This window comes from Microcoleus sp. Z1_A1 (genome assembly GCF_036700305.1).
Lineage (GTDB): Bacteria > Cyanobacteriota > Cyanobacteriia > Cyanobacteriales > Microcoleaceae > Microcoleus.
In genome coordinates this window covers 1-23,755 of the sequence record NZ_JAUBOR010000026.1, presented here as the reverse complement: position 1 = coordinate 23,755, position 23,755 = coordinate 1, and the positions used below count along the sequence as shown (strand labels likewise).

28 protein-coding genes are annotated in these 23,755 nt (G+C 44.7%); 17 read left to right on the top strand and 11 right to left on the bottom strand.

The genetic code is table 11. The annotated features are described in order from the left end of the window. Positions 1 to 173 precede the first annotated feature (173 nt). Together QT973_RS17650 and QT973_RS17640 are read right to left on the bottom strand one after the other, a co-directional pair. A complete protein-coding gene (locus QT973_RS17650; protein ID WP_333207965.1) occupies positions 174 to 659 on the bottom strand; it encodes an ester cyclase in 486 nt (161 codons plus the stop codon). A gap of 137 nt (positions 660 to 796) precedes the next feature. Continuing rightward, positions 797 to 1,609: a TetR family transcriptional regulator gene (locus tag QT973_RS17640; protein WP_445243096.1), complete on the bottom strand. Its 813-nt coding sequence runs from the start codon at positions 1,607 to 1,609 to the stop codon at positions 797 to 799. Between the two features lie 52 nt (positions 1,610 to 1,661). Between QT973_RS17640 and QT973_RS17635 the strand changes: the two genes are divergently transcribed. After that, positions 1,662 to 2,654 carry a Rieske 2Fe-2S domain-containing protein gene (locus tag QT973_RS17635; protein ID WP_333207966.1) on the top strand — a complete coding sequence of 331 codons (993 nt, stop codon included), beginning with the start codon at positions 1,662 to 1,664 and terminating at the stop codon, positions 2,652 to 2,654. A gap of 59 nt (positions 2,655 to 2,713) precedes the next feature. Here QT973_RS17635 and QT973_RS17630 read toward each other — a convergent pair whose 3' ends face one another. Next, positions 2,714 to 3,187 carry a GNAT family N-acetyltransferase gene (locus QT973_RS17630; RefSeq protein ID WP_333207968.1) on the bottom strand — a complete coding sequence of 158 codons (474 nt, stop codon included), beginning with the start codon at positions 3,185 to 3,187 and terminating at the stop codon, positions 2,714 to 2,716. A 16-nt stretch (positions 3,188 to 3,203) separates the two neighbouring features. Here QT973_RS17630 and QT973_RS17625 point away from each other — a divergent pair, with 16 nt between their 5' ends. Continuing rightward, positions 3,204 to 3,356 carry a hypothetical protein gene (locus QT973_RS17625; protein WP_333207970.1) on the top strand — a complete coding sequence of 51 codons (153 nt, stop codon included), beginning with the start codon at positions 3,204 to 3,206 and terminating at the stop codon, positions 3,354 to 3,356. A gap of 260 nt (positions 3,357 to 3,616) precedes the next feature. Here the strand turns inward: QT973_RS17625 and QT973_RS17620 are convergent, their stop codons facing one another. Next, positions 3,617 to 3,808, bottom strand: a complete 192-nt coding sequence (locus QT973_RS17620; protein ID WP_333234050.1) for a hypothetical protein — start codon at positions 3,806 to 3,808, stop codon at positions 3,617 to 3,619. 653 nt (positions 3,809 to 4,461) lie between these two features. Here QT973_RS17620 and QT973_RS17615 point away from each other — a divergent pair. Beyond that, complete coding sequence (locus tag QT973_RS17615) at positions 4,462 to 4,707, top strand: ArsR family transcriptional regulator (RefSeq protein ID WP_333207972.1); 246 nt, start codon at positions 4,462 to 4,464, stop codon at positions 4,705 to 4,707. Between the two features lie 64 nt (positions 4,708 to 4,771). Here the strand turns inward: QT973_RS17615 and QT973_RS17610 are convergent, their stop codons facing one another. The 4 genes from QT973_RS17610 to cpeB form a co-directional block, all read right to left on the bottom strand. Further along, the gene (locus QT973_RS17610) at positions 4,772 to 5,386 is read right to left on the bottom strand and encodes a HEAT repeat domain-containing protein (RefSeq protein ID WP_333207974.1); all 615 of its coding nucleotides are present in this window, start codon (positions 5,384 to 5,386) and stop codon (positions 4,772 to 4,774) included. Between the two features lie 146 nt (positions 5,387 to 5,532). Beyond that, positions 5,533 to 6,822, bottom strand: coding sequence for a HEAT repeat domain-containing protein (locus tag QT973_RS17605; RefSeq protein ID WP_333207976.1), 1,290 nt, complete (start codon positions 6,820 to 6,822; stop codon positions 5,533 to 5,535). A 171-nt stretch (positions 6,823 to 6,993) separates the two neighbouring features. After that, positions 6,994 to 7,488 carry a bleomycin hydrolase gene (locus QT973_RS17600; RefSeq protein ID WP_333207978.1) on the bottom strand — a complete coding sequence of 165 codons (495 nt, stop codon included), beginning with the start codon at positions 7,486 to 7,488 and terminating at the stop codon, positions 6,994 to 6,996. A 79-nt stretch (positions 7,489 to 7,567) separates the two neighbouring features. Beyond that, a complete protein-coding gene (gene cpeB / locus QT973_RS17595) occupies positions 7,568 to 8,122 on the bottom strand; it encodes a C-phycoerythrin subunit beta (RefSeq protein ID WP_015174916.1) in 555 nt (184 codons plus the stop codon). Between the two features lie 233 nt (positions 8,123 to 8,355). Between cpeB and QT973_RS17590 the strand changes: the two genes are divergently transcribed. The 7 genes from QT973_RS17590 to QT973_RS17560 all read left to right on the top strand — a co-directional run bounded on the left by QT973_RS17590 (position 8,356) and on the right by QT973_RS17560 (position 13,742). Beyond that, on the top strand, positions 8,356 to 8,892 hold the full coding sequence (locus QT973_RS17590) for a phycobiliprotein lyase (protein ID WP_333207979.1): 537 nt from the start codon (positions 8,356 to 8,358) through the stop codon (positions 8,890 to 8,892). 50 nt (positions 8,893 to 8,942) lie between these two features. Then, positions 8,943 to 9,545, top strand: a complete 603-nt coding sequence (locus QT973_RS17585; RefSeq protein WP_333391822.1) for a chromophore lyase CpcT/CpeT — start codon at positions 8,943 to 8,945, stop codon at positions 9,543 to 9,545. A gap of 225 nt (positions 9,546 to 9,770) precedes the next feature. Further along, positions 9,771 to 10,655 (top strand): phycobilisome linker polypeptide, encoded by an 885-nt coding sequence (locus QT973_RS17580; RefSeq protein WP_333273922.1) that lies wholly within the window; start codon positions 9,771 to 9,773, stop codon positions 10,653 to 10,655. Between the two features lie 111 nt (positions 10,656 to 10,766). After that, a complete protein-coding gene (locus QT973_RS17575) occupies positions 10,767 to 11,534 on the top strand; it encodes a phycobilisome rod-core linker polypeptide (RefSeq protein WP_333292605.1) in 768 nt (255 codons plus the stop codon). A gap of 231 nt (positions 11,535 to 11,765) precedes the next feature. Further along, positions 11,766 to 12,533 carry a phycobilisome rod-core linker polypeptide gene (locus tag QT973_RS17570; protein WP_333391819.1) on the top strand — a complete coding sequence of 256 codons (768 nt, stop codon included), beginning with the start codon at positions 11,766 to 11,768 and terminating at the stop codon, positions 12,531 to 12,533. A gap of 145 nt (positions 12,534 to 12,678) precedes the next feature. Next, positions 12,679 to 12,984, top strand: a complete 306-nt coding sequence (locus QT973_RS17565) for a hypothetical protein (protein ID WP_015174910.1) — start codon at positions 12,679 to 12,681, stop codon at positions 12,982 to 12,984. Between the two features lie 104 nt (positions 12,985 to 13,088). Beyond that, the gene (locus QT973_RS17560) at positions 13,089 to 13,742 is read left to right on the top strand and encodes a HEAT repeat domain-containing protein (RefSeq protein ID WP_333391817.1); all 654 of its coding nucleotides are present in this window, start codon (positions 13,089 to 13,091) and stop codon (positions 13,740 to 13,742) included. A gap of 23 nt (positions 13,743 to 13,765) precedes the next feature. On the opposite strand, the gene QT973_RS17555 is transcribed toward QT973_RS17560, so the two are convergent. Beyond that, on the bottom strand, positions 13,766 to 14,344 hold the full coding sequence (locus QT973_RS17555) for a phycobilisome protein (protein ID WP_333207990.1): 579 nt from the start codon (positions 14,342 to 14,344) through the stop codon (positions 13,766 to 13,768). Between the two features lie 245 nt (positions 14,345 to 14,589). On the opposite strand from QT973_RS17555, the gene QT973_RS17550 reads away from it, so the two are divergent. Together QT973_RS17550 and QT973_RS17545 are read left to right on the top strand one after the other, a co-directional pair. Then, positions 14,590 to 15,324, top strand: coding sequence for a 15,16-dihydrobiliverdin:ferredoxin oxidoreductase (locus QT973_RS17550; RefSeq protein WP_333207991.1), 735 nt, complete (start codon positions 14,590 to 14,592; stop codon positions 15,322 to 15,324). A gap of 7 nt (positions 15,325 to 15,331) precedes the next feature. After that, the gene (locus QT973_RS17545) at positions 15,332 to 16,084 is read left to right on the top strand and encodes a phycoerythrobilin:ferredoxin oxidoreductase (protein WP_333207993.1); all 753 of its coding nucleotides are present in this window, start codon (positions 15,332 to 15,334) and stop codon (positions 16,082 to 16,084) included. A 2-nt stretch (positions 16,085 to 16,086) separates the two neighbouring features. Here the strand turns inward: QT973_RS17545 and QT973_RS17540 are convergent, their stop codons facing one another. Further along, positions 16,087 to 16,917: a pentapeptide repeat-containing protein gene (locus QT973_RS17540; RefSeq protein WP_333264702.1), complete on the bottom strand. Its 831-nt coding sequence runs from the start codon at positions 16,915 to 16,917 to the stop codon at positions 16,087 to 16,089. 218 nt (positions 16,918 to 17,135) lie between these two features. Between QT973_RS17540 and QT973_RS17535 the strand changes: the two genes are divergently transcribed. The 4 genes from QT973_RS17535 to QT973_RS17520 all read left to right on the top strand — a co-directional run bounded on the left by QT973_RS17535 (position 17,136) and on the right by QT973_RS17520 (position 19,547). Then, positions 17,136 to 17,744: a phycobiliprotein lyase gene (locus QT973_RS17535; RefSeq protein WP_333240919.1), complete on the top strand. Its 609-nt coding sequence runs from the start codon at positions 17,136 to 17,138 to the stop codon at positions 17,742 to 17,744. 160 nt (positions 17,745 to 17,904) lie between these two features. Beyond that, on the top strand, positions 17,905 to 18,171 hold the full coding sequence (locus QT973_RS17530) for a hypothetical protein (RefSeq protein ID WP_333207998.1): 267 nt from the start codon (positions 17,905 to 17,907) through the stop codon (positions 18,169 to 18,171). Between the two features lie 9 nt (positions 18,172 to 18,180). Continuing rightward, entirely contained in the window at positions 18,181 to 19,062 is an 882-nt protein-coding gene (locus QT973_RS17525) for a HEAT repeat domain-containing protein (RefSeq protein WP_333273906.1), read from the top strand. Positions 19,063 to 19,070: 8 nt separating this feature from the next. Continuing rightward, a complete protein-coding gene (locus QT973_RS17520) occupies positions 19,071 to 19,547 on the top strand; it encodes a DUF2656 domain-containing protein (protein ID WP_333208001.1) in 477 nt (158 codons plus the stop codon). A gap of 225 nt (positions 19,548 to 19,772) precedes the next feature. On the opposite strand, the gene QT973_RS17515 is transcribed toward QT973_RS17520, so the two are convergent. Next, positions 19,773 to 20,315, bottom strand: a complete 543-nt coding sequence (locus QT973_RS17515) for a transposase (RefSeq protein WP_333208003.1) — start codon at positions 20,313 to 20,315, stop codon at positions 19,773 to 19,775. Positions 20,316 to 21,055: 740 nt separating this feature from the next. Between QT973_RS17515 and QT973_RS17510 the strand changes: the two genes are divergently transcribed. Beyond that, entirely contained in the window at positions 21,056 to 23,566 is a 2,511-nt protein-coding gene (locus QT973_RS17510) for an ATP-binding protein (RefSeq protein ID WP_333391814.1), read from the top strand. Positions 23,567 to 23,755 lie beyond the last annotated feature (189 nt).

Genomic DNA, 23,755 nt, shown 5'->3' with positions numbered 1-23,755 from the left:
CGTCTTTTCCCAAGAGCGCACCGAGTACAAGAATAACGCTAGAAACTAACGATCGCACGCTCATTGAAAAGCGATCGACAAATCAGGTAATTTTGAAGTATTGGGTATTGCGATCGCGACCTAACTCTTACCGTGACTTGTTCTGCCGCTGTCAACTACAAGCTCTGACAATCTTATTTCTGGGCGGATTTGTTAAACAGTTTGGACGCAGCACCTCTCAAAATGTGCGGTAGTAACTTTGGGCCCGGCAAGAAGACAATCCCTAACTGCTGCATTAATCCAAGTGCATCGCCCTGCCCCCAATGCTCCGCGATTTTGCCGTTCTCGACTCGATCGATGTGCATAATCGCCAAGCTGATTTGTTTGCCCGTTGGCGGCAGACCCTGAAATTCTCCGAGGTGTGTTGCTGTGAAGGTTCCCCACGTCACTACTTTATCGCCTGCAACCAGAACCTCATCAAAAACGTGTTTACCCTGACTGAAAGCTAGATAAAATGACATCCCGAACTGCTTGAACTCCTCCCCGTCCAATGGCTCCGGGATTCCCGCCATGCGAGCAATAAAATTCGGCGCTAGAAGTTCTAAGGCTTGTTCCATTTTGCGATCGTCGAAGGCTTTGTAGAACTGGAGAACGATTGCTTTGTTTTGGTCGCTCAGCATACAGAATTTTGTTTTGAACTAAATTGTAACGCAATGATTGCGAGAACCCGATCGAAATATCGAGCCGACTTCAACACGCTGCCTCGACACTCATCTTCAACATCAACTCACTTCACGCAATAATCGATCGCTTCATATCACGTCCGATCGACCAAATTCATCTTCAAAATAACCGATCGCTGGGAATTCTCTACAAACTGTTTGCCACATTCCTTACAGCGATAGCACTGCTTCCCCCGTCGATAACCGTTTTTGGACAACTGCTCCGATCGACAATGAGGACATTTCATTACTTTCATTACATGACTCGATCGACTTTCCCCCACATATGGCTCTAAATACGACACCAACAAATCCTCAATCTGCCCTACGAGTTGTTGGCGATACTGTCGATCGGGGTTCCGAAGTGCCGACAGAATGACAGCATTACTGCTGTGAACGCAAACCTCTGCTAACAGGCTGCATTGCGCCTCCCCCAAGCTGGGATTTCTCTGCTGCAAAAGACTTGCCATAAAGTCGATCGCTTCCTGAGTCATACTTTCATCGATCGACTGGAAAATCTCGCGCGCTATATAAAACTGCACGAACACCACCCGCGATACAGGCTGTTCAAACATCTCTGCAACAGCAGTGACCAGGGTATGGATCATTTCGCGCAGCGGTAACTGAACGATTTCCGACGTGTTCGCCTGCGCCCACATCGCCTTGACCCGATCGGCATGACGCAGTTCCATTGCATTAAAAATGGCAGCTTTATCAGGAAAAAACTGATACAGAGAACCGATGGCTGTCCCTGCTTTTGCTGCAATTAGATGGGTAGTCGCCTCCCAATAGCCCACCTCGTCAAACACTGCTGCTGCTGCATCCAAGATTTTTTCGACTCTTTCTTTACCCCGCTGCTGTTTCGGTTGACGGCGCAAACTGCTTGACGAATGCGAATCTTCTGTCATATTCTAGAAAAGCGACAAATCTCTCACAATTTTAGGTCTAAAGGAGAACACCATGCAGTCTATGCTTCCCGGTGCGCCTTGGTTGTTGGCACACAAATCGATGCTGACAGCGAACCAGCCTCGCAAAATTTCCTTGTACGGCACCGACTATGTGATGTGGAAAGATCCTGCCGGAACCATCCATGCCTTGCCCAATGCCTGTCCGCACATGGGAGCAATGCTGTCGGAAGGATGGTGCGAAACCGAAGGCGATCGCCCAAGCGGTGTTGTCTGCCCCTTCCATGCCCTGAAATTTGATGCGGGCGGCTGCACCGTATTGCCCGGATCGAATCAGAAAACTTTGCCCTTACTGAAACCGTTAGATTTGATTGTTCAAGATGACTTCATTTGGTCTTACGGGGAATACCAGCCGCAAGTCCCCATTCCCAACGTACTGAATGAAATCGCCGAAACTTACTACTTCATCGGGCATACCGCCGATCGCAGTATCGAGACAGATTTGCTGACAATGCTGCTGAATATGCACGACTACAACCATCAAAACGGCACCCACCGGGACTTGTTTAGAATTACCGATGTGGAATTTCATCAATTCATTGATGAGGGACATCAATCCCATGCGTTTTACGATATGCCGACGGCCCCTTACAGTTTGGCAGAAAAGCTCAGAAAGCCAGATTTGTGGTTGCTGCCGAGCACCATTAAAGCTCACTTAGAAAATCATTTCCCATCCCTAGTAATTTTTCATGGAGAAATGCCATTCGGCAAAGCTGCACAGTGTCATATATTCGTACCAGAAGCCGAGAATCGGACGCGGACTTATATTTTGCTGTTCGGTCAAGCAAAGCATCCTCTATTTAAGGTGTTGGGGGGAACGTATCTCAATTTTGGTAAAGTTGTCGTCGATCAAGATGCGGATATTTTAGGAAAAATTTATCCCGATACGCCTCAGAAAATTAAACTCAATAATGAAGTGGGGATGGATTGGGTGCGGCGCAATTTTGAAAGCTTCCCTAGTGTGAGGGAGCCTAATCTTTCCAGGTAGACAGTGAAGATGCCTTCAGCATCCTACTAGGTCGATACCTAAGAGCTCAATACGCAGGCTTATTTCCCCAGAGCGTTCAGAGCCTTGCGGAAAACGATCTTGTCCTCGCCCGCCTTGTAGAACTCGCGGATTCTTGCTTCCTCGTCGTAACCGCTCTTGCGATAGAACGATCGAACGTACTCGAAGCTCTCCAGTCCCGATGTTTCCACGAGCAGCACGCGCTCGCCCCGCTGGGCCAACATCTGTTCGACGTGGGTTAGCAGTGCCGTACCGCGTCCTTGCTGCTGACGATCTGGACAGACGGCAATTAGATATAGATTCCACGTCCCCTGGGTCATTCGTTCCGGCGCAACATACGCGACCCCCACCAGCCCGCCGTCATCGTCGGTGAGCCAGATGTCTTGGCTATTTTCGCCGTCGAAGTAGTCTGCCAGCATGAGGGCGAGTTCTTCGGTCTCGTGTGGCTCGAATCCAATTGCCTCAACTAAGGCGATTAATGCAGTCGTGTCATCGGGCGCGATCGGGCGAATCATAGCAAACTCCGTGGGTATGCAAAATAGGTCAGCCACTGAAGGTAATATTACAACAGTAGTCGATGGCATTGGCACTGGTGTGGTGATCTGTCCCGAGCAGTTCTGTGCAGAGCAACAACAATACCTCGTGCGGCGACATATAGCGGTTCGAGCGAAAGATGAGGTATGAATGACAGCTTATATAACCACTGAAACGTATAGGGCCGGGGCCCAACTACGTCCGCGAATCTTTCTGAGAAAGGCTATATCAATGCTTTACTAACATCATCTTGAATACCGAAGTCCTAGAAACTAAAAGGGCGATCCAATAGCTGCAAGCAACGATGGAGCACGCTCATTGAGCGCGCGATCGACCACAGTTAATTTTGAAGTATTGGGTATTGCGATCGAGTGTTGGAAACTACAATTCATCAAATGAATGATTAGATATTACTTTGTAGTTTGGGGCAACAATTGATTTAGTGCACCACACAAGTATCCCTTCACGGTGTCCCTACTTGCAGTCACGCCACTGGGAAGAGTAAAAATCATTTCGACATTTAATAGATTTCCGTCGGCTGAGGCAAAAACATCGATCGGCAAAGCCCGCTGAAATGCTGTTGCGGGATTTTCGGCTTTCATGACACCTAAGTTCAGATCCGTGCTGAGAGTCTTGATGCCCTCGCGCGCCAAAATTGGTCGTAATTGGGAAAATGCTCTCTCTATCGATAACCCCTCAACCTGAACACGTGCAGAAAAGGCGGAACCATTCAAAAAGTCCCCCTTTTTTTGAAAGCTTTCCTCGCAGGTTGTGGCAACAGCGGGGGTGGCTAAACATATGAGAGCTAGAGTTAGTACAAGCGATCGCATATTAGCTTAGTTATGAGAATGAAACGAAACAATCATCAAGATTATGATGAACCATCATAGGAGGGTTTGGCAAGCGATGCAAATACCTTCGATGGTTTTTAGCATGAGTTGCAGTCTGGTTAGTATTCGCTGCTATTATAGCAACTATAGAAACTAGAATAATTAAGGGTAAAGACTAAAAGAGCGATCGTACTTAGGATCGCGAATTAAATAAATTCCGCAAGGAAAGTGGGATGGGCGTCCCGCCCGTCATGAGTGGACGGGCGGGACGCCCATCCCACAATAACAATTAAAATTGTAAGTTATTTAATTCGCGATCCTTAGTTATAATTTGTCCGCACCCAGCCCAACGCAGTGAAGGGAAGCAATCGCCACCATCTGAGATTGCGACACGAGCGTGAACAAAGACAAGTGATTAGCCGAACATGATAAAAAATGTCACTAAAATCATTGAGGAAACAGGGCTGGGGCAAGCCAATGTTTCCCAGCACCTCAAGATTTTGACCCCGGCAGGCATCGTTCAACAGCAACCGCAGGGAGTCAGTGTTTACTATCAAATCACTGACCCGATGATTTTGAATATATGCGAACTTGTGTGTCAGAAGCTCGAAACTCGATTGCAAGAACAGTCACAACAGTTAAAAAAGCTCGACAGATTGCGTCAACTCTAACCGCGCTCGCGTTGGCTGCAAGTGCTGTGTGCGATCGAGAGTCGTGCTAAAAATGTCACTATATCTAACTATCTGCACGCTTGTAATTCATCACCAAATCCAACCGCGATAAAGAACTTGTCGCTGATTCCCGCACATAAGAATCCACCGATTCATCATTCGCAAATGTGGTCAGAACTTCTACACAACGGCTATCGCCCACAGAAGCAAGAGCATTCACGATCGCCACTTGTACCGCCACATTATCCGTTGTATTCAGCGACTCCACCAAAATCTCAAAAGCAGACGAACCCATCTGCCCCAAGGCCATCACAGAAGCAATATTAACCACAGGATTCGGATCTTCGATCGCCTTTTTTAATCCCTGCAAGCCCGCTTCAGGAAACGGCAACTCTGGATAATTAATCGCAATTTGTGCCAATACCTTCGCCGCACTCCCTCGCACAGTCACATTATCACTGTTTAACAATGCGTCCACCACCGATGGCACGGCATCTTCACCAATCACGCCCAAGGCTTTTACCGCCGCCCGACGATAGGTGACATCTTCTTCATCTAAAATGCCCACCAGTCGAGAAATTGTATTTTCATCGCGGGAATCGGCAATTTCAAACATTGCCCGATCGCGCAGATGAGGGTTCGGGTGTTTTAGTTGTTCAAACAAAGCATCTGTTGTCATGGTTTTTGGGGTTTTAGGTGTTTTGATTAAGCTGAATTAACAATCCTGGGCGCATAAATATCAAAGAAACCGGGTTTTTTACCAGTATTAAAGGCAGGGATACAATATTGTCGTAAAAAAACCCGGTTTCTGCCTCCCGTCCTAAATTAAGATAGTTCGGATGTTACACAAGTATGAGCATCTACTTTAGCTCGAACCAACCAATCTTGGTCGGCCGCAGCAATTTCATAACCGCTGACATCACCAAGTTTTTCTAGTGCCATTAATGCAGCATACTTCAAATCCCAGATTTTAGTTTCCAGACAGATTTTCAATTCGGGAATAGCACGTTGTTCTCCCAGTTCCCCCAGGGCGATCGCCGCCGCTGCACGGGATTTCTGAAACTGGGGTTGGGAGTGATGCAAAGCTTCCAATAACAAATCGTAGGCGGGAGAATGTTTTAACCAACCAAACAATTTTACCACATGAAAATGCGCTCCATAGTCATTATTTGCTTCTTCAGCAAAGGTAGCAAACAGGGCGGCTGGTGCATCCTCTGAGTAATTTTCTAGTATAGTTTTAGCTGCTAGATAGCAACGTCCAAAATCTGTTTCGTATAATTGGCGAATCAAAAACGGTAAGTCGGGTAATTTTTCATAACTATGTATTAAATCTAAATCTGCTGGATAGTCTCTTAATGTTTGTTCCAAATGGGGTTTAATGTTAGCAAATGTCAGGATTTTCTCAGCAATTCCTGCTTCTGCTAACATCCTAATTCCTCTGAGTCTAAAGACTAAAGATACCGGACATCTGGCAATATTTGGAATTGCATCGTAGTAACGCGCATCTATCAAATCCTGAATAGATAATCTGCGCCCCAGGACATTTTTGTGTTGCAACATCGCGACAACTTTTCCCATTTGAGAAAAGTCTCTGGTTAAGCGACAAATTGCGGCGATCGCAGCACTAGCAGTCGGCGGGTCAATATCATCGACAAATCTGCGAATTCTGGCTACGGCTGGCTGATAATCTAATTTAGTTAGGGTGTGGATAATTACCCGGTAGGTTTGTCCCGGTTTGTCGAGCAATTGAGCAACTTCTGCTAAAATATCGGCATCTTGAGTGCCAATTTCGCCGATCGCCCAAACGGCATTTTCCACCGTGTAGCAGTCATCATCGGCCAGACAGGTGCGAATCACCGGCAATGCTTGCACAGCTTGCAATCTTCCTAATGTTTCCACCGATTTGCGGCGCACAATCCGGTTTTCCAGCACCGGATCGGTTTGTTGTACTGCTCGCATCAGTGCTGCGATCGATCGATCACTTGAGAAATTGATCAAGTGAGAAGCAGCTATGTAGCGGGAATCCTCTTCGCCGATTTCAGCTTGGGGCGTATCTAAAAGGGCGATCGCCTGGTCTTCCGTTAAATTAAAAAAACTAAAAAAGCGTTTATCCATAAAATTAGCAGTCTGCAATAACTATAATATGATATGCCTATTAAAACACAATAACAAGCCTAGGAATTCTTTACCCTTACCTCACCAAAATCGGTAAAGCAACGAGCCAAGAGTTCCTAGACTTGTCGGGTAAAAACTACCCAGTCACGACATTACAAACCTGTCAGTTAATTAGGACAGGGAGTTGATCGCGTAGTCAAGAAGAGCATTGTACTCAGTCAAAGCTTGAGCAGACAAATCGCGAGGAGCGCAACCGCGGTTGCGAGCAAAGCTCAATGCTTCAACGTAAGGAGCAGTAGGCAAGCCCAAAGCGCGATAAACTTCGCGTTGACCAGCAATACCCCATTCATCCAGAGGGCCTGTGCCGCCAACAACTAAGCAATATTGAACCAAGCGCAGGTAGTGCTTGATGTCGCGATGGCATTTTGCTTTGAAAGTATCGGTGGAGTTAGCTTGACCTGCTTCGTTCAAGTAAGGATACTTTTTGATGCAAGCATCATAAGCTTCTTTAGCAACTGCGTCGAGGTTGTTGCCTAGTTTTTCGGCAGCTTCTAAACGAGCAGCAGAGCGTTGGATAGAACCTTGAACTGATTCTAAATCTGAGGTGCTAGGGAAGCGGCCTGCTGCATCAGCAGAGGCAATAGCGGTGGTGAGAACTGATTTCATTTCCTAAAACTCCTAAAGTGATTTTGACGACAGTGAGCGTAGTTTCAATTTTGCTGAGCGACTTGCGATTAGCAACTGACTAGCTCAGTGCAGAAATGATGCGATCGAAGTAGCTGGAAGCTTCAGCAACGAGGCTAGCACAACGATCTTCTACTACAGGACTGCCCATTTTGCGGAGCTTAGCACCAGCAAATTTTTCGCTGGGATTGTCTTGGATGTGAGCGGCGGCTTGAGCCTTCATGATTTGAACGGCACGCACGGTGGAGGTAGTGGGCACGCCCAAAGCTGCGTAGGTTTCTTTCAAACCATTCAAGCAACGGTCATCAAGAACTGAAGCATCACCAGCCAACAAAGCATAGGTGACATAGCGCAAAATGATTTCTGCATCGCGCAAGCAAGCAGCCATGCGGCGGTTAGGATAGCAGTTACCACCAGCTTGAATCAAGCCTTGGTTTTCGCAGATCATACCGGCAACAGCATCAGAAACCATGCAGCTAGCGTTGCTGGCGATCGCGTTTACAGCATCCAAGCGTCTGTTGCCGCTGGCAACGAAAGCTCTCAGGGCACTGATATCACCGACGGTGGAGGTGCTGGCATCGGCTGAAACTACAGCTCTTGAAAAAGCGTCAAGCATTGAGTTCTCCTTAACTTAGAAAAATTATTTCTGATTTCAGTTGGTCAACTGGGTGACTAACTTAATGGTTTTGAATATATCTGTGGGGTGTTGCCTCTGTCTCATTCCTGAGAAACAAAGTAACAATTTGTTACTTTTGTGGCTAAAAGCACTTTTTTTCGTGGACAGGGGCGCCAAAAGCGGAGTTCTGAAGACAAGAATATTTTGGCTCTTGCCCCTGTACAATGTTTTCCATGAACAATATTAAGCAGTTTGTTGAAAATTCTCTAGGACGGTGGCGATCGCAGCGCAGCGCCCATCATTTGACTTTCAGACACTTTGAAGCTGTGCAGTCAGTCATTGATATCGTTGCTATCTCACCGGGCGATCGGGCAGTAATCGAACTCTGTCAATTGTATAGTGTTGACCCATCCCAAGCAGTCATGCCTTTTCAAATGAGTTGGGAGGGTGAGTCAGATTGGGATGAGAATTCTGAGGTTAAGGGAAGTTGTATTCTTGTACCAATCCCCGATCCAAATATACCTAATCGCGGTAAGTTATTACGAGATCAAGGTTATGCTGAAACTATTGCCGCAGCAGGTGACTATCATATCGCAGAGGATGGAACTTTTGTGCTTTTGACTAGCTACGAACACGCCGCCGCCGAAGAAAAAATCTGGTTTGCTAATCCTAATTTACGATTTCGTGTTTCCCTAATTAAAACCAGTGGAGGAAGTGGGGTAGTAACGGCATCATTTTCCTCAGAGATTCGTTCGCTGTCAGGGAATTAGTGAATTGCTAATTGCTCTTGATAAACTTTCTTCTACCTTCTTCTTGGCTTATGAATTCCGTTAAAAGCAATGATTTAATCACTTTAGCTCAGTGGATGGCTGGGGATTTTAGTAACTATCAGCAATCCTTTGATAACCCACAACAATTTGCCCATATTCGGATATTTTTTCGTCCCTTACCCTTTGAATTTTTCAAGGCCATTGGCTTTTACTCTGAACAGGTTTACGACCACGATCTGTGGACTCCCTATCGTCAGGGAGTTCATCGCTTAATTGACCAGGGGGATCAGATTTATATTGAAAATTATAGCCTCCAAGACCCCATACAGTATGCCGGAGCCGCACGAGAATTAAGCATTCTCAAAACTATTAAACCAGATAGTCTGCAACGACGCTATAACTGTTCCATGATTTTTAAACGAGACGGCGAAATGTTTCGAGGCGGTGTGGAACCAGGAAACCTTTGTCTCATCGAAAAAAGAGGTTGTTCCACCTACCTAGTCAGTGATGTCGAAATTACAGAAACAACTTGGAGTAGCCTCGATCGAGGTCTGGATGTAAATACCCATCAACAGGTTTGGGGGTCGGCTTTTGGCTCTCTACAGTTTGAAAAGCGTCAAAGTTTTGCCACTGAGTTACCTCACATCGTATAACTTATCGGCGTAATAATTTCAACTCACATTCGCCCTATATTACAAATATTCATGGCGTATTACAGGGAAAATATTGCAATAAAAGAGTCATAACAAGATATCAACCTCTTTGTGTACTACAAACAAGCTCCCTGAGCAGATTTTATGTTAAGTTATGTAAAGTTTTTTAATATAACCTCTAAGTATGGTAGTTTCTCATGTAATACAATTGTGGAGATTTTTTCAATGGTTTTTGGACCTGCATCTCGACTTGGAGTCAGTTTATTTGAAGAAACACCCCGTTTAGAACTAATTCCAGGACGTTCACAAGAAGAAGTAGAAACCATCATTCGTGCCGTTTATCGGCAAGTTTTGGGTAATGCTTACGTCATGGAAAGTGAACGAGCGACAATTCCTGAATCCCAATTCAAAAGTGGTGAATTCAGTGTGCGCGAATTTGTCCGCGCTCTGGCAAAATCAGACGCTTACCGCTCTCGCTTTTTCGATACTTGTCCTCGCTATCGGTTTATTGAACTCAATTTCAAACATCTTTTAGGTCGGGCTCCTGATGGCTTAGAAGAAATGAGAGGACACAGCACCATTCTAGATACTGAAGGCTTCGAGGCAGAAATTGATTCTTACCTCGACAGCGATGAATACCAAACTGCCTACGGGGAAAATATCGTTCCCTATTTCCGAGGCTACAAAACCCAGCCAGGACAAAACATGGTTGGGTTTACTCATATGTTTGCTCTCTTGCGGGGAGCTTCCAGTAGCGACCTCAAGGGCAGTCTTTCAGGAAAAACCCCTGTTCTGAATAAATTCGTGATTCAGCAAACCCCCCTACCAATAGTTCCCCCTTCAGGTGGTGCAGTTGGAGATGGTTGGGCCTTCCAAGAGTCTGGTATCAATTCACGTACTCGTGCTGGATTAGGCGCCTCAGCAGAAGGCAAAGTTTATCGCATTACTGTGACTGGATATCGTTCTTCAGCAACGACTGTGATGAACCGAGTCTCTAAATTTCGCTCTAGCAATCAAGCCTATCTCGTACCATTTGATAGGCTCTCGCAAGAATATCAACGCATCCACAAACAAGGCGGCGTAATTTCCAGCATCACTGCTGTCAACTAACAACCGCTCAAACTTCTGCCTTAACGACTTGGGGAATTATCTCCCTGAGCGTGTCTTTCACAATCCCTAATTCTCTGTTTTGAAGCGTTATTTATTCTTAGGAGAAAGTCAATGAGTGTCGTTTTAGATGCGCCAGTAGAACTTTGGCCTACCAGCAGCTCCGATGATAAACAGGCGGTAATTCGCGCTGTTTACAAGCAAGTATTGGGCAATCCCCATGTCATGGAAAGTGAACGCCTGACGATTGCAGAATCCAAGTTGTGCGATGGCACGATAACGGTACGAGAATTTGTCCGCGCTGTGGCTAAATCTGACTTTTATCGCAGTCGGTATTTTGAATCCTGCGCTCCATACCGCTTTGTCGAGCTAAACTTCAAACATTTGTTGGGTCGCGCTCCTTTAGCTCAAGAAGAACTTTCTGAGCATATTTGTCGGTGTACCCAAGAAGGCTACGATGCCGAAATTGATTCTTATCTCGATAGTCCAGAATATCAAGAAAAATTTGGCGAGAATACAGTCCCTTATTATCAAGGGGCAAAAAGTCAAGTCGGACAAAAGCAAGTCGGCTACAATCGTACCCTTTCCCTGTATCAAGGTTATGCAGGAGTTGATAGTGCTTTTACCGCTTCTCGCTTAGTAGATTTTGTGGCTGGCAATAGCGGTAACAAGATTACTTTACCCACAACAGGCGGTCGGCTCAGTGCTTACAAAGATGCCACCGAAAAGACATTCAAGATTTTAGTTAAGGGGTCTAAATTTGACAGTCCTCGCCGACTAAGTAACACTGAATATCTTGTATCCGGTGGGAATATGACTCCGCAAATTCAGCGCATTCATCGTGCAGGTGGCAAAATTGTCAGCATCACAGAAGTTGCTTGAGGCATAGAGTGATTAGCGGGTAGAGAAGTAAAGATTTGCTTCTCTACCCTCTCGGAAACAATCGCGATTTTTCTCTTATCACCCTCGCAATTCTGAAAGCGATAACGATAGAAACAGATAGTTTTTCAGTGCCTAAATAAAAGATGTGTTCGCCTCTGTCAAGCTATTTCAACCAACAGTAACTTTTTTTTACACTCTCAATCAAACTTTAATTAACGTTAGGAAAAAATAATGTCCAGTTTAACAGCAGCTTTCGTCAGTGACCCAGTAGAACTGCGATCCAATGCAACGGAAGACGATTTACAAGTCGTCATTCGTGCTGCTTACCGACAGGTGTTAGGAAATGCTCACCTGATGGAAAGTCAGCGTCTCACCAGTGCTGAATCTTTGCTTCGCAATGGTGATATTACGGTGCGTGAATTTGTCAGACAAGTGGCAAAATCAGACCTGTATCAGTCTCTATTTTTTAACACCAATTCTGCCTATCGGTTCATCGAGTTAAACTGCAAGCATTTACTGGGTCGCGCTCCTTTAGAACAGAAGGAGATTTCTGATCACGTCCAAATTTGTAACGGTCAAGGCTATGAAGCCGAAATCGATTCTTATATCGATAGTGACGAGTATACCCAGAACTTTGGCGAGAATATTGTACCTTATCCTCGGAGCATTAGTAGCCAAACTGGTATCAAGAATGTCGGGTTTAATCGGATGCTGTCTTTGCTGGGAGGATCAGCTACTAGCGATAGCAGTAATCAAGCTCAATTAATTGCTACGGTTGCGAGCAATCTGCCTCAGAAAATCAAACTTTCTAGCGTTGCTAACAGTGGAGCCTCTAGCACAACTGGTAAACGTTTTCGGATTACTGCTGCTAAGTCTGGTGGTGCTAAGGTCAGAGTGAGCAATATCAGCTATGAAGTCAGCTATGCTCAAATGTCTAAGCAAATTAAAAATATTCAGAAAATGGGAGGAAAAATTCTCAGTATTACTGAAGTTGGCTAAATTTACCTAGACTTCACCTTTGTCTTCATTGAAGTTTGGTATCTCCTGCTTTCTATAGAGCGAGTTTATTATTCGCTCTTTTTCTTCTATGTAACACTTGAAAATAAAAATAAATCACTCAGTTTTCAAGCTGAGGATCTGAAAAATGCTACCCCCAATAGCTTGTAAAAAAATTCAGGCTTGGATCAGAAGTCGTCACCTAATTTTTTGCGGTCAATTGCTAGTTTTTGAAACTTTAGACTATCCAGCAGTTGAGCGATTTGAGGAATGTGTTAACAGTCTAGGAGGGTGCTTAATTTCTGTTGAACCAGCCAAACGACTTTGGATGGGAAATCATCGACAAGTGATTCTCTATCAGGCTAAAGCCAGTTTGCATACACCTCATCATGAACTGCGGCAATATTGGTTCAAGTACGGCTGTTTTCAGACTCGATTCGATCAAAGAGCTTAGCTATAACAACCGCCAAGGTTATTAATTATTAAAATATCTTTGGTTATTTGCATAATTAGGAACTTTTTGGTTAAAATAAAGAAAAATTATACTTTGTTGTAGTTATGGATATTCACGAAATCGAAACCTCTCTGAACAATCCTGATTTTCAGTATCGACTCAAGGCAGTCGCGGCTCTCAAGGATTATCAACCAGAGATTGCCGTTCCCTTGCTCAAGGGCAAACTCGATGACCCGGAGTTCTTAGTACGTTCCTTTGTCAGCAGAGCATTTGGGACACAACAAACCGCTGAATCCTTCGCCGCATTGCTCCAAATCATGAAATTTGATAATACGCCGAATGTGCGAGCTGAGGCTGCTAATTCTCTTTCGCTTTTTGGTCGATGTGCTGCATCTCATTTAGTCTCGACTTTTTTTCAGGATGACCACTGGTTAGTTCGTCGTAGTATTCTGGCTGTTTTGGTTGATATGAAGTGCGAAAGCGAACTCTTTGAGGTCTGTATGGAAGCCTTAGCTGGCGAAGATAGGAGCACCCAGGAAGCGGCTGTGGATGCACTTGGTACATTAGCCGGAACTAATCAGGAACAGGCTGCACTTTCTCAGTTATTAATGCTGGCTAATTCTGAGTATGAACGTATGCGTCAGCACGTCGCATCTGCTTTGCAGAATTTTGATGCTCCGCAGGCTAAGGAAATTTTAGGTCAACTTCGGCAAGACTCAAATCATCGAGTTGTTGCTGCTTTAGAAAATCTGCTTTAGACAATAAATAGTAAGGAAGTTGATTAAGCTGGACTAAAAGTTTTTAACCCACTGATTAAATGGTCAAAAGAGATACTTAATAAATCCCGGTCTTCAGAATTAAAATGCTGCAAGCTAACTTTTTTCAACTGTTCTAGTCCACAAAGCATCGCCGAAACAGGAACCCGCAATTCTTGATACAGTAGCTCCATATTTTTGAGTCCTTCTGGGCTAGTAAATTGAGGATTGTTACCTGCAATTCCATAGGTGATACACCGTAGGAACTGCCAAAAATCTCGCCAACAGGCTTCAGCACGTTCGGGAGGATAAAGGTCATTACCAGGCTCAGTGATATCGGGAAAGTCCGCTAATACCTTTTTCCTCGCATCAGCAACAATATCAGGAGCTCGATCTCGCAATAATCTGGCTTTTTCTAGCATTAAAGAGAGATGAGGGTGAATATTTTCAATGCGTTCTAAATCCTCATCTGTGAGATATCGACTTTGATTGTCAGCATCTTGAAAAATGGCAATTACTTCATCTGAATATAAATTTTTCCAAGTTGCAAAACTGACAATTCTCGCTTGAGGAATTAATTGTTTGGCTCTTTCACTTAATTGCATATTTATTAAATTACACTAACTTAATTTACTAGGATAGACTAAAATTATGAGCGAAGGAGTTAAGATTTATTACAAATGCAGCCGTTAAATGATGGTTGGTACAGGGCTTTTCTGGGAAATCCTGAGTGTACAACAGATTTTTGTAACGAAATATTACTTTGTTTGTCAAATACAGAGACAAGATTTAAGGTAATCCCTTATGATCTTGTTTTGAGGGAAAGATTGAAGGAGCTAGATTTTAATCTATGTTTAAGCCGTTTCAGGAATTCTTAGAAAAAGAACTGTTTGGACGTTTTGCTCTAGAGAGTCGTCCCATTCCCTCTGGGTTGGAATCGGTGGTGAGTGAAAGAGGCAAAAATCCTGCCACGATTCAAAGTTGGTGCTATCAATGTCCCGAATTGCGAAAGATTCGTTACACATACATTGATGCTGGAGAAACGGCACAAATTTTCAATAGTGTCATTTATCCGAATTATAATTACGATCTGCCTTTGCTGGGAATTGATTTTTTAGCCTTTGGACAGAAGAAAATCTTGGTTGTCTTGGATTTTCAACCTTTATTCCGCGATCGCGCCTACATAGACAAATATATCGGGCCAATGAGCGCAATTAAGGATAAATACAAAGATTTAACGCAAGACTTAGAAATGAAGTTTTACGATGCGAATCAGTATTTTTCTAATAACTTGCTATTTGCTAAAACAGATGCAGAAACAGTTGTAACTCGTTTGTTTCCAGCCTATCAAGAATATGTCCAGTTGTATTGGCAAATGCTAGAGCAAGCCTCCCCGCTTAACACTCCAGAAGAGATGCAGCAGATTGTGAAGGCACAGAAAGATTACGATCAGTATAGTGCGGAACGCGATCCAGCATCAGGGCTATTCGGCAGCTATTTTGGGCATGAATGGTCAGATAGATTTCTGTACGAGTTTTTGTTTGAAGATGCTGTTCCCTTAGCAGTTCCAGCGGGAGTAAGATAAGTTAAAAATGACTCTTTATCAGCCTTTCTTAGATTACGCTATCCCACTTCTAAAAGCACGACTTGACTTGGCTCCCTATCCCATTCCCGCAGGTTTTGAACGGAAGGAAGCTATAACTGGAAAGGGGAAAAAAGAGCAGTTGGTTGTGACGACAAGTCATGCTTTTAAATCCTCAAAATTACGGCAAATTCGGGCCGCCCATGTTGAGGGTGGTGATGCTCTCCAGGTACTTAATTTTGTGATTTTCCCCCAGTTAAATTATGATTTGCCTTTTTTTGGGGCGGACTTAGTAACTTTGCCGGGGGGACATTTAATTGCTTTAGATATGCAGCCTCTTTTTCACGATGCTGCTTATCAGAAGCAATACTCAGATCCAATTTTGCCGATTTTTAACAACTATCAAAAGGATTTGCCTTGGGGAGGAGATTTTCCTGACGAGGCAAAACCTTTCTTTTCACCTGCTTTTCTTTGGACTCGTCCGAAGGAAACAGAGGCTGTGCAAACTACGGTCTTTGAAGCTTTTAAGGATTATCTTCAAGCTTATCTCGATTTGGTTGAGCAAGCGCAACCTATAACTGATAGTGAAAGGTTGTCTGAGATTCTTCAGGCTCAACGGAATTATATCAATTATCGTGCTGCAAAAGATCCCGCTAGAGGAATGTTTATGCGGTTCTATGGTGAGGAGTGGACTGAGGAATATATTCACGGTTTTCTGTTCGATTTAGAACGCCAAATTCCCGACGTTCAACAATCAGTGTAAATTTATCCTAGCTGAGAGCGAAGACTCTGAGCCGTATTGTTACGAGTAAAAGCATTCCAAGTTCCTAATTCTTTGGGATCGCGAGTGCGAAGCATGGCTTTCATCTCTTGGGTGAGTCCTTGTGCTAGGGTAAAATCAGCGCCAGCAATACTCTTTAATTGCTCTAAATTTGCCCCGGTTAAGTCAGCCCCTCGTAAATCCGCTCCTTGTAATTCGACTCCAATTAAGATAGCATTTCGCAAATAAGCACCAGTCAGAAAGGCATTCTGAAGACTCGCCCCACTTAAGGCTGCTCCCTCTAAATTGGCCCCAGTTAAATCGGCTCCACTGAGATAAGCACCTCGCAGGTTACAGCCGTGTAAATCTGCTCCTCTGAGGTAAGCTGTATTGAGAAAAGCTCCACTAAGATTGGCTTGGGGACCAATTGCTCCCGAATTTTTGTAATTAAAACCCTCTGGCCAAAGGGTATGAGCATCATATTGAGCTAATTTTAATTTTGCCTCTTGTAGCTGGGCATCAATTAAATTACAGCCCTGTAAATCTGCACGAAAAAGATAGCTTTCTTGTAAATTCGCTCCACTCAAATTGGCATCTCTGAGATTTGCCCTTCGTAAATCAACCCCTTGGAGATTTGCCCCTTGTAAATTGGTTTGACTGAGGTTGGCCCCAATCAAATTTGAGCCGCTTAAATCAATACCAGATAAATCCATCTGGCTGAGGTTGATTCCCGCGATGTTGCTTTGAGCTAGACTTTTCCCTTGCTGAATGGTTGCCAAGATTTCAGTTGCAGAAAGGGGTTCGGAGAGGAAAGATGAGTGTTGACGAGGTGACATTATGTTTTTCTGAAAATTTATCGATCGAGTTGCTCAAAATTGTCCTGTGTCATTTATCCTAGAATTTGAAGGATTCCAGACTGACGTTTGTTTATTTTTCTTAACTAAAATCAGCTCTGATTCCCAGTTCGGCTAAGTTCAGGTCAAAGCCTAAATCCCCGTTTTTCATTGAGATTTGTCTCAATCCCTCTGATTACTCTCGCTAAGTTGACACAGAAATGCTGCTAACACCACCTATGACTATGATGGATTTCTTTCGCAAGAGTGAGGGCGTTTGGTTTACTCAGCGAACAGTCCATAATTTTGATACTGCTGCGGCTGATGAGTCGGGAGAGTCCAATGTCATCGTTGAAGTTTTGTCAATAGACGATCGCAGACTTTTAGATGTTTGTCAAGAGCAGAATGTCGATCCCGCTTTAGTTAGTGGGGGATGCAGTTTTATGTGGCAGGACAATTTAGATGATACAGTTCCGAACCAAAACTATGCTGCTATTCTTTTAGATGTGCCTAATCCTACTAATCCGAGAACGGGCAAGTTTCTGCGAAATCGAGGCTATGTTGAAGGTATTCCGGTCATCGGTGTTTACCATTTTGCGGATGATGGGGTGTTGACTATTGAGACGGAATATGAGACTAATCAAGGACAGGAACGCTGTTGGTTTATTAACGATCATTTTCGGGTACGGGTGATGACTGTGCAGATGGTAAATGGGGTTAAACAAATGGCATACTGTTCTGAGCGTCGTTGTATTTCTCACTCGGCTTTAGAAGAGATGATTGAACACAATCGCTTGAGATTTTCTGGGGTGGGTGTGCTGTCACCTTAAAGCACAAATATCCAGTCTATTGCAATCGCAGCTACACACACAGTCAAAATATACTGGTGAGTGAAATTGCGGTAACACAAACAAAAAATATCCCGACGACTGCAATCGCATCTACACACAAAGTTCGCAGACGCGGACTAATTATTGAACTATCAAAACTATGTCTGAAAACGAAGAATTGAATCCATCCGATAATGAGGAAACTGTTGCTACTTCACCAGAGACTAATGTTGAAGAATTGGCAGAAGTAATTGCTGAATTTGAGAAATATCGCGAACGTTTGGTTAATGAAACGATGACTGCGGCACAAAAGGCCAAATTACCTCCGAAGGCGGCGATGGCTAAAATTGAGCCGGAACTTGCTAAGATTGATGCTGGACTGGATAGTCTGCGCGCTCAATTGGCGGCTCTAACTACTAATAATTAGGTGATGGTGATGGTCAATTCTAATGCTCAAGCGGAGGCAGATCCAATTCTCTTGGCTCACGCTGAAACAGATGCTTTTCTTCAGGAAGTTACTGAACAAATAGATTTAGATAGTTTCGACGCTAACGATTCCAATCTGTTGAAGCGGTTGGTTGAATGTTTGGGAGATACGCGGGGGATGACTCGACTGCGTTTCGCGGAAACTTTGGCGGAAATTGGCGAAGCGGCGACTCCTTTTTTGTTGGATGGTTTGGCTAATCATGTTAATCCGGTTGTGCGGCGCGCTGCTGCGAAAACTCTGACTTTGATTGCCGATCCGACTGCGGTTCCTCATTTAATTCATGCTTTGTTGAACGATGAGGATACGGTGGTTAAGGGTTCGTCAATTGGGGCGTTGGCGAGGATTGGGGAACCGTCTGTGCAGGCTTTGTTGGATATTTTAGGGTCAACTGATTTGCCTGAGAGTACGATCGGTCATGCGGCTTGGGCGTTGGCTTTTATTGGGGCGGGGGCGAAGGAGTATTTGTATCGGGCGATCGCGTCTGATTCGCCTGTGGTGCGCGGTGCGGTGGTGGGTGCGATCGCCAAGGTTGCACAGGAAGAACCGAAGGATGAATTATTCGAGATTTTGGTTAAGTCTCTCACGGATGTTGATGTTGATGTGCGCTGTGAGGCGGCGGCGGCTTTAGGAAATCTGGCTTATAAACCGGCTATTCCTAATCTGATTGAGTTGCTGGATAGCGGTGATGGGGAAACTCGCAGGGCGGCGGCTTTGTCTTTGATGAAAGTGGGCGATCGGGCTGCGATCGAACCGCTACAAGCTGCATTGGAAAAGGAATCAGAAGCGGCGATTCAAGGTGTGATTAAGTTGGCAATTTCTCAAATTAAGTAACTAAAAGTATGACTGAATCGGGAACGGGGCGGATGTTGCTTTCTCATAATTTTGATATGCCGGAGGGTATTTTTTCCACTTTAAGTAGGGAAGAATTAACTCTGGTATTTGCTGAGGGTTTAAGTCAACATCCTGAGATTAAGTGCCGTCAATTAAATCATGCTCATTGGATGGTAGAAGTTTTATTTTCTACTGATGCTTTTTCTCCGCCTCAAGTGGGAGAATTTTGTGCTCAAGCTTTGGTGGATAAGCGGATGAGTCAGGGGAAAGCCGATGATTCTTTTCCTGATATTTTGATTTTAGCGGGATTGAAGAAGACTCCTCCTTTGAGTAGCGATGCTGAGGCGTTGCAAACGGGAGAATGGGGGGTTGATGTGGTGGAAACTCCGTCTGCTGAGAGTTTTTTGATGGCGATGGGGTGGGAGGAGAAAACGGGGGGGAAAAGTATTGATGATGTTTTTAAGGTTGAAAGGAGAAAGGGGTAAAGGGTGAGTTAAGGTGCCAGGATATCTTTTTAATTGTTACTGTTTGTTATTCTTGAGACTCCGCCAATTTCTGGGGGGTGACAAAGAGGTCTACGAAATAGACTGTATAAGGGTTGCAGCCCGCATACCTTGTTGATAAAAGCGGCGTTTAGAAGGAGTTAACTTGCGTTTACTGTTCCACCTCCAAAGAATATTTTTCTAGATAATTAACCCACTTTTCTCCATCTAATCCAACACCAAATGTACTCCGTCTGCGATACTTTTTCTTGGGTTCTGTGTGACGAGATACATATTCTTGTACCTGCTTTTTTTCAGTTCATTATCTTGAAATATTGCCCAAGTGTACGCCAGTGTCATGAGCAGAATCATGTTAATAAGTCGGTTCCCTTTGAGGCTTGTTCCTTCAAGATCGTAGCCTCCTGTTTTACAGTATCGGAACATTTCTTCAATGCCCATCCGCTGCTTATAAGCATTGAGCGCTGCTCGCAATGAGCCTAAGTCCGTGAGAATAAACCAGGCTTCTTTAACTTGATATTTCCCATAGTTCCTTTTCCACTTACAAGCAAGCTCAAACCCGGTAGTAGGTAGAGTTTTCCTCAGTTTTTTTCCTTGAACATATAAAGACGTTCCTGGTACTATTCCTAATTCATCCAACCGTTGCCAAACTATATGTTGTGTTTCGATACAAAGATTCTTTTTCAGTCTTAAGCAAAAAGACACACCCTTTTCCTTAAGCCAGTTTGCCAAATCAACAGAACTTGCATTCACGGTATCCTAAAACGATGAGTTTATATTCTGAAAATAATGGTAAAACTTGCTGTAAATTGGTAGTCTGTGACTCGAAGCTACTGTTCCCCAATTTGGGCAACAGTGACCAGTATAATGGAATTGCTCTTCGCTCCCAGATCGGGCTAACCATAAAGAGATTTATGCACCCCCATTGACTGCGGTCGATGGCGATTGATAAACGAGTACCAATGGGGCAATAAGTGGTCAACCAATAAGTAATTAAGGGGAACCAAATTAATGAGATAGTTAAGTTTGGTAAATCCAGAAATATTTGTAGTTTTCTACGCCGACTTTCCGTTGTAATTGGGTAAGGAAATACCCGTGCCTGTCGTTATAATCTCACTTGTTTTTCTGATTGGATCGCCCTGGGCAAAGTTGTCATTACAAGAAACTGAGCTGATGTCAGTTGTTTTTTTAAATGAGTCTGGTAAAATGTTGGTATCATTATTTTTGGGATAGGCAAGCGTGTAACAATTATGCTGCCTATCTTTTTTGATCGGCGGATTGGCTCAATCCTCACCACCTCTGGGTTTCAGGCTGGTTGTCACCCCCGCAGGCGATCGCTAATAACCTCAACTGATTGCGCCTCAATCTTTCACCGCTACATTAGATCGATCGCACACTTTTTATCCCTAGAAGGAAACACTAGGTATTTGTTCTTTTTCTTGATTGTGGCAATTACACTTGGATCACAATAAGATTACTCCTATCTGTTTGTTATGGAAATAGATCGCGTTCCATTTCTGAATCGCCTCCGGCGCACCATGTCCTCTGCGGAAGCTTGGGGCTTTAGTGTGGTTGGATATCTGATGTGGTTTACCTTAGCGCCGTCGGTGCAAGCAGAAATTGGCTCCGCATCCCTGTTGGTCTGGATTCCTGGTGCGATGGTCGGAATTCTGTTTAACCTTCAAGTTCAGAGTTTGGGCGAGAAATATCCAGATGTATCTGGGGGAACACCCAATTACATCACGCGACTGCTGCATCGTTACCCTGCCCTTTCCCGTTACTTGGGGATTGCCTACTACTTGGGGTGGGTTTCTTTTCCGGCCATTAATGCGATCGTCATCACAGATTTGATCCAATTTCATTTAGAACCGATGGGGCTGAATGTTCCAGAAAAAGTGTTTGAGATCGGTTTTACTGCGATATCTTACTTTTTAGCATTCAGCGGCACCCGTGCCGTCGCCATTCTGCACCTCTTTTTTATCTTTCCTTCGATCGGCTTTTTACTCCTCTTCTGCGTTCAGGGTTTAGGCTGGCTTGCCTTGGATCCCCAAAGCCCCGGACTTTTGCCCAGCAGCATTGATGCCATCAGTGTCCATGACTGGCTGAAATGGTTCTTGTTTGCAGCTTATAGCTTCTATGGCTGTGACACAGCTTCATCCTTTGTAGCAGACAGTCTCCACCCAAAAGACACCCTCAAGGCCCTGTCTTGGGTTGCCTGGTTCATGCCTCTGGTGTTTGTGGGTGGCACTTTAGTGTTGGTGCAGTTGGCAACCGCTGCCGGTTTAGAAGGCAATTTGTACGGCAAATTCCTGGTTGCTGCCAAGCCTTTCTGGGGAGACGCTGCCCCTGTCATCGTCACATTGCTGGTTGCCGCTAGCTGTTTGTTGGGATCTGCGACTAGCGTTTGCAATACGCCCCGCATCCTTTTTCAACTCGCGCAGGATGGGCTGTTGTCTCCAGTGTTTGGCGCAGTATCCCGTCGGGGTGCCCTAGAACCCGCGCTGCTGCTAACCTTTATCTGTAGTTTAGGATTTTTAGTATGGGGCAACACCACTCGAATTGTCGTGGTGTCAGGGGTGAGTTTTTTCATTTCTATCATGGGGTTCCACTTGGGGCTGTGGATGCAGCGCAACGATCCAGTCGTGCGTTGGGGGCGACTATCCTTAGCATTACTGGTGGTTGAGTTCATTTCTCTGGTGGTGGGTGGCCTTGCCTGGGGATGGATGGATTTTGGTATCGGGTTGCTGTTGCCATTAGCAGTGATAGCGATTGACGCTGCGATTCTGCGGATTCCTTGGGCATCTTTGCATTTACCGTGGTGGGATCGACTCCATACCAAGCCAGTAACTCCTCCTAAAAATGAATACTTTGTGGTGCTTCAGGTCGCAATTTTGATTGCGCTGATTTGTGGTACAGCGACGATCAGTTGGCTGATTCGCTCCTGGCTGCTGGTAGAAGCCGGAACCAACAATCCCTATCTGCTGATTATTGTGTTGATGACGTTGGCATTTGTGGGAGTGGCAATTGCTTGCTGGACAAGTCTGCCCCAGGTTGCTGCGATCGAAGAACTAGCAATCTCCTCAACCGCGCAAGCTAAAGAACTGGAGACGACCCTAAACGAACTGAAAAAAGCTCAGATGCAAGTGATCCAAAGCGAAAAAATGTCTAGCTTGGGACAGTTGGTTGCGGGAATTGCCCATGAAATCAATAACCCGGTCAACTTCATCCACGGTAATCTTACTCACCTGGACGAATATACCCAAAATCTGCTGCAGATGATCGAACTCTATCAACAGCGCCATCCCAGCAACGATCCAGACGTGCAAGCAATGGCAGAGGAAATCGATTTGGAATTCCTCACTGAAGATATCCAAAAGATAATTTCATCTATCAGGGTAGGAACCGAGCGAATTCGCGGTATTGTCGTCTCGTTGCGAAACTTTTCTCGTATGGATGAAGCCGACTTCAAAGATGTTGATATTCACGAGGGAATTGAAAGTACATTGCTGATTTTGCAGCACCGGCTCAAAGATAAACCAGAGTGTCCAGGCGTGGTAACGATCAAAGACTATGGCACTTTGCCGAAGGTGGAATGTTACCCCGGACAACTCAATCAGGTATTCATGAATATATTGGTCAATGCCCTGGATGCCCTAGATGAGATGAATACTAAACGCTCCTATCAGGAGCTTAAAGACACCCCGAACCAGATTACGATTCGGACTTCTGCGATTGACAATCAATGGGTGGAGGTGGCGATCGCTGACAACGGAATCGGTATGCTAGACCCAGTGAAGCAGCGCATTTTTGATCCCTTTTTTACCACCAAAGCCATCGGTAAAGGTACTGGTTTGGGGATGTCGATTAGTTATCAAATCATTACTGAAAAACATCGCGGTAAAATCAAGTGTTTTTCTACACCTGGCTCAGGCACTAAGTTTGTGATTCAGATCCCCATTCGGCAACAGCCAATTTCACCATTCCCGATCGCTCCTCAATCTTAACCACTTCCCATTCAGTGCAGCCCTCAAACAAAGCATCGTACAGAATTGAAGAGCGATCGCTCTTCTGGTAATTTTAAATTAGGAATGAGAATTAAATAACTTCCACAAGATTGTGGGATGGGCGTCCCGCCCGTCCACTCATGACGGGCGGGACGCCCATCCCACAATAACAATTAAAATTGTAAGTTA

Bases quoted from the DNA above. Each gene is read 5' to 3' on its own strand.
- QT973_RS17535 (WP_333240919.1), top strand. From the start codon at position 17,136: ATGCTGCTAACACCACCTATGACTATGATGGATTTCTTTCGCAAGAGT.
- QT973_RS17575 (WP_333292605.1), top strand. From the start codon at position 10,767: ATGAGTGTCGTTTTAGATGCGCCAGTAGAACTTTGGCCTACCAGCAGC.
- QT973_RS17635 (WP_333207966.1), top strand. From the start codon at position 1,662: ATGCAGTCTATGCTTCCCGGTGCGCCTTGGTTGTTGGCACACAAATCG.
- QT973_RS17540 (WP_333264702.1), bottom strand. From the start codon at position 16,917: ATGTCACCTCGTCAACACTCATCTTTCCTCTCCGAACCCCTTTCTGCA.
- QT973_RS17510 (WP_333391814.1), top strand. From the start codon at position 21,056: ATGGAAATAGATCGCGTTCCATTTCTGAATCGCCTCCGGCGCACCATG.
- QT973_RS17650 (WP_333207965.1), bottom strand. From the start codon at position 659: ATGCTGAGCGACCAAAACAAAGCAATCGTTCTCCAGTTCTACAAAGCC.
- QT973_RS17600 (WP_333207978.1), bottom strand. From the start codon at position 7,488: ATGAAATCAGTTCTCACCACCGCTATTGCCTCTGCTGATGCAGCAGGC.
- QT973_RS17630 (WP_333207968.1), bottom strand. From the start codon at position 3,187: ATGATTCGCCCGATCGCGCCCGATGACACGACTGCATTAATCGCCTTA.
- QT973_RS17560 (WP_333391817.1), top strand. From the start codon at position 13,089: ATGGATATTCACGAAATCGAAACCTCTCTGAACAATCCTGATTTTCAG.
- QT973_RS17570 (WP_333391819.1), top strand. From the start codon at position 11,766: ATGTCCAGTTTAACAGCAGCTTTCGTCAGTGACCCAGTAGAACTGCGA.
- QT973_RS17615 (WP_333207972.1), top strand. From the start codon at position 4,462: ATGATAAAAAATGTCACTAAAATCATTGAGGAAACAGGGCTGGGGCAA.
- QT973_RS17610 (WP_333207974.1), bottom strand. From the start codon at position 5,386: ATGACAACAGATGCTTTGTTTGAACAACTAAAACACCCGAACCCTCAT.
- QT973_RS17625 (WP_333207970.1), top strand. From the start codon at position 3,204: ATGCAAAATAGGTCAGCCACTGAAGGTAATATTACAACAGTAGTCGAT.
- cpeB (WP_015174916.1), bottom strand. From the start codon at position 8,122: ATGCTTGACGCTTTTTCAAGAGCTGTAGTTTCAGCCGATGCCAGCACC.
- QT973_RS17555 (WP_333207990.1), bottom strand. From the start codon at position 14,344: ATGCAATTAAGTGAAAGAGCCAAACAATTAATTCCTCAAGCGAGAATT.
- QT973_RS17590 (WP_333207979.1), top strand. From the start codon at position 8,356: ATGAACAATATTAAGCAGTTTGTTGAAAATTCTCTAGGACGGTGGCGA.
- QT973_RS17605 (WP_333207976.1), bottom strand. From the start codon at position 6,822: ATGGATAAACGCTTTTTTAGTTTTTTTAATTTAACGGAAGACCAGGCG.
- QT973_RS17640 (WP_445243096.1), bottom strand. From the start codon at position 1,609: ATGACAGAAGATTCGCATTCGTCAAGCAGTTTGCGCCGTCAACCGAAA.
- QT973_RS17620 (WP_333234050.1), bottom strand. From the start codon at position 3,808: ATGAAAGCCGAAAATCCCGCAACAGCATTTCAGCGGGCTTTGCCGATC.
- QT973_RS17545 (WP_333207993.1), top strand. From the start codon at position 15,332: ATGACTCTTTATCAGCCTTTCTTAGATTACGCTATCCCACTTCTAAAA.
- QT973_RS17550 (WP_333207991.1), top strand. From the start codon at position 14,590: ATGTTTAAGCCGTTTCAGGAATTCTTAGAAAAAGAACTGTTTGGACGT.
- QT973_RS17520 (WP_333208001.1), top strand. From the start codon at position 19,071: ATGACTGAATCGGGAACGGGGCGGATGTTGCTTTCTCATAATTTTGAT.
- QT973_RS17580 (WP_333273922.1), top strand. From the start codon at position 9,771: ATGGTTTTTGGACCTGCATCTCGACTTGGAGTCAGTTTATTTGAAGAA.
- QT973_RS17530 (WP_333207998.1), top strand. From the start codon at position 17,905: ATGTCTGAAAACGAAGAATTGAATCCATCCGATAATGAGGAAACTGTT.
- QT973_RS17565 (WP_015174910.1), top strand. From the start codon at position 12,679: ATGCTACCCCCAATAGCTTGTAAAAAAATTCAGGCTTGGATCAGAAGT.
- QT973_RS17525 (WP_333273906.1), top strand. From the start codon at position 18,181: ATGGTCAATTCTAATGCTCAAGCGGAGGCAGATCCAATTCTCTTGGCT.
- QT973_RS17585 (WP_333391822.1), top strand. From the start codon at position 8,943: ATGAATTCCGTTAAAAGCAATGATTTAATCACTTTAGCTCAGTGGATG.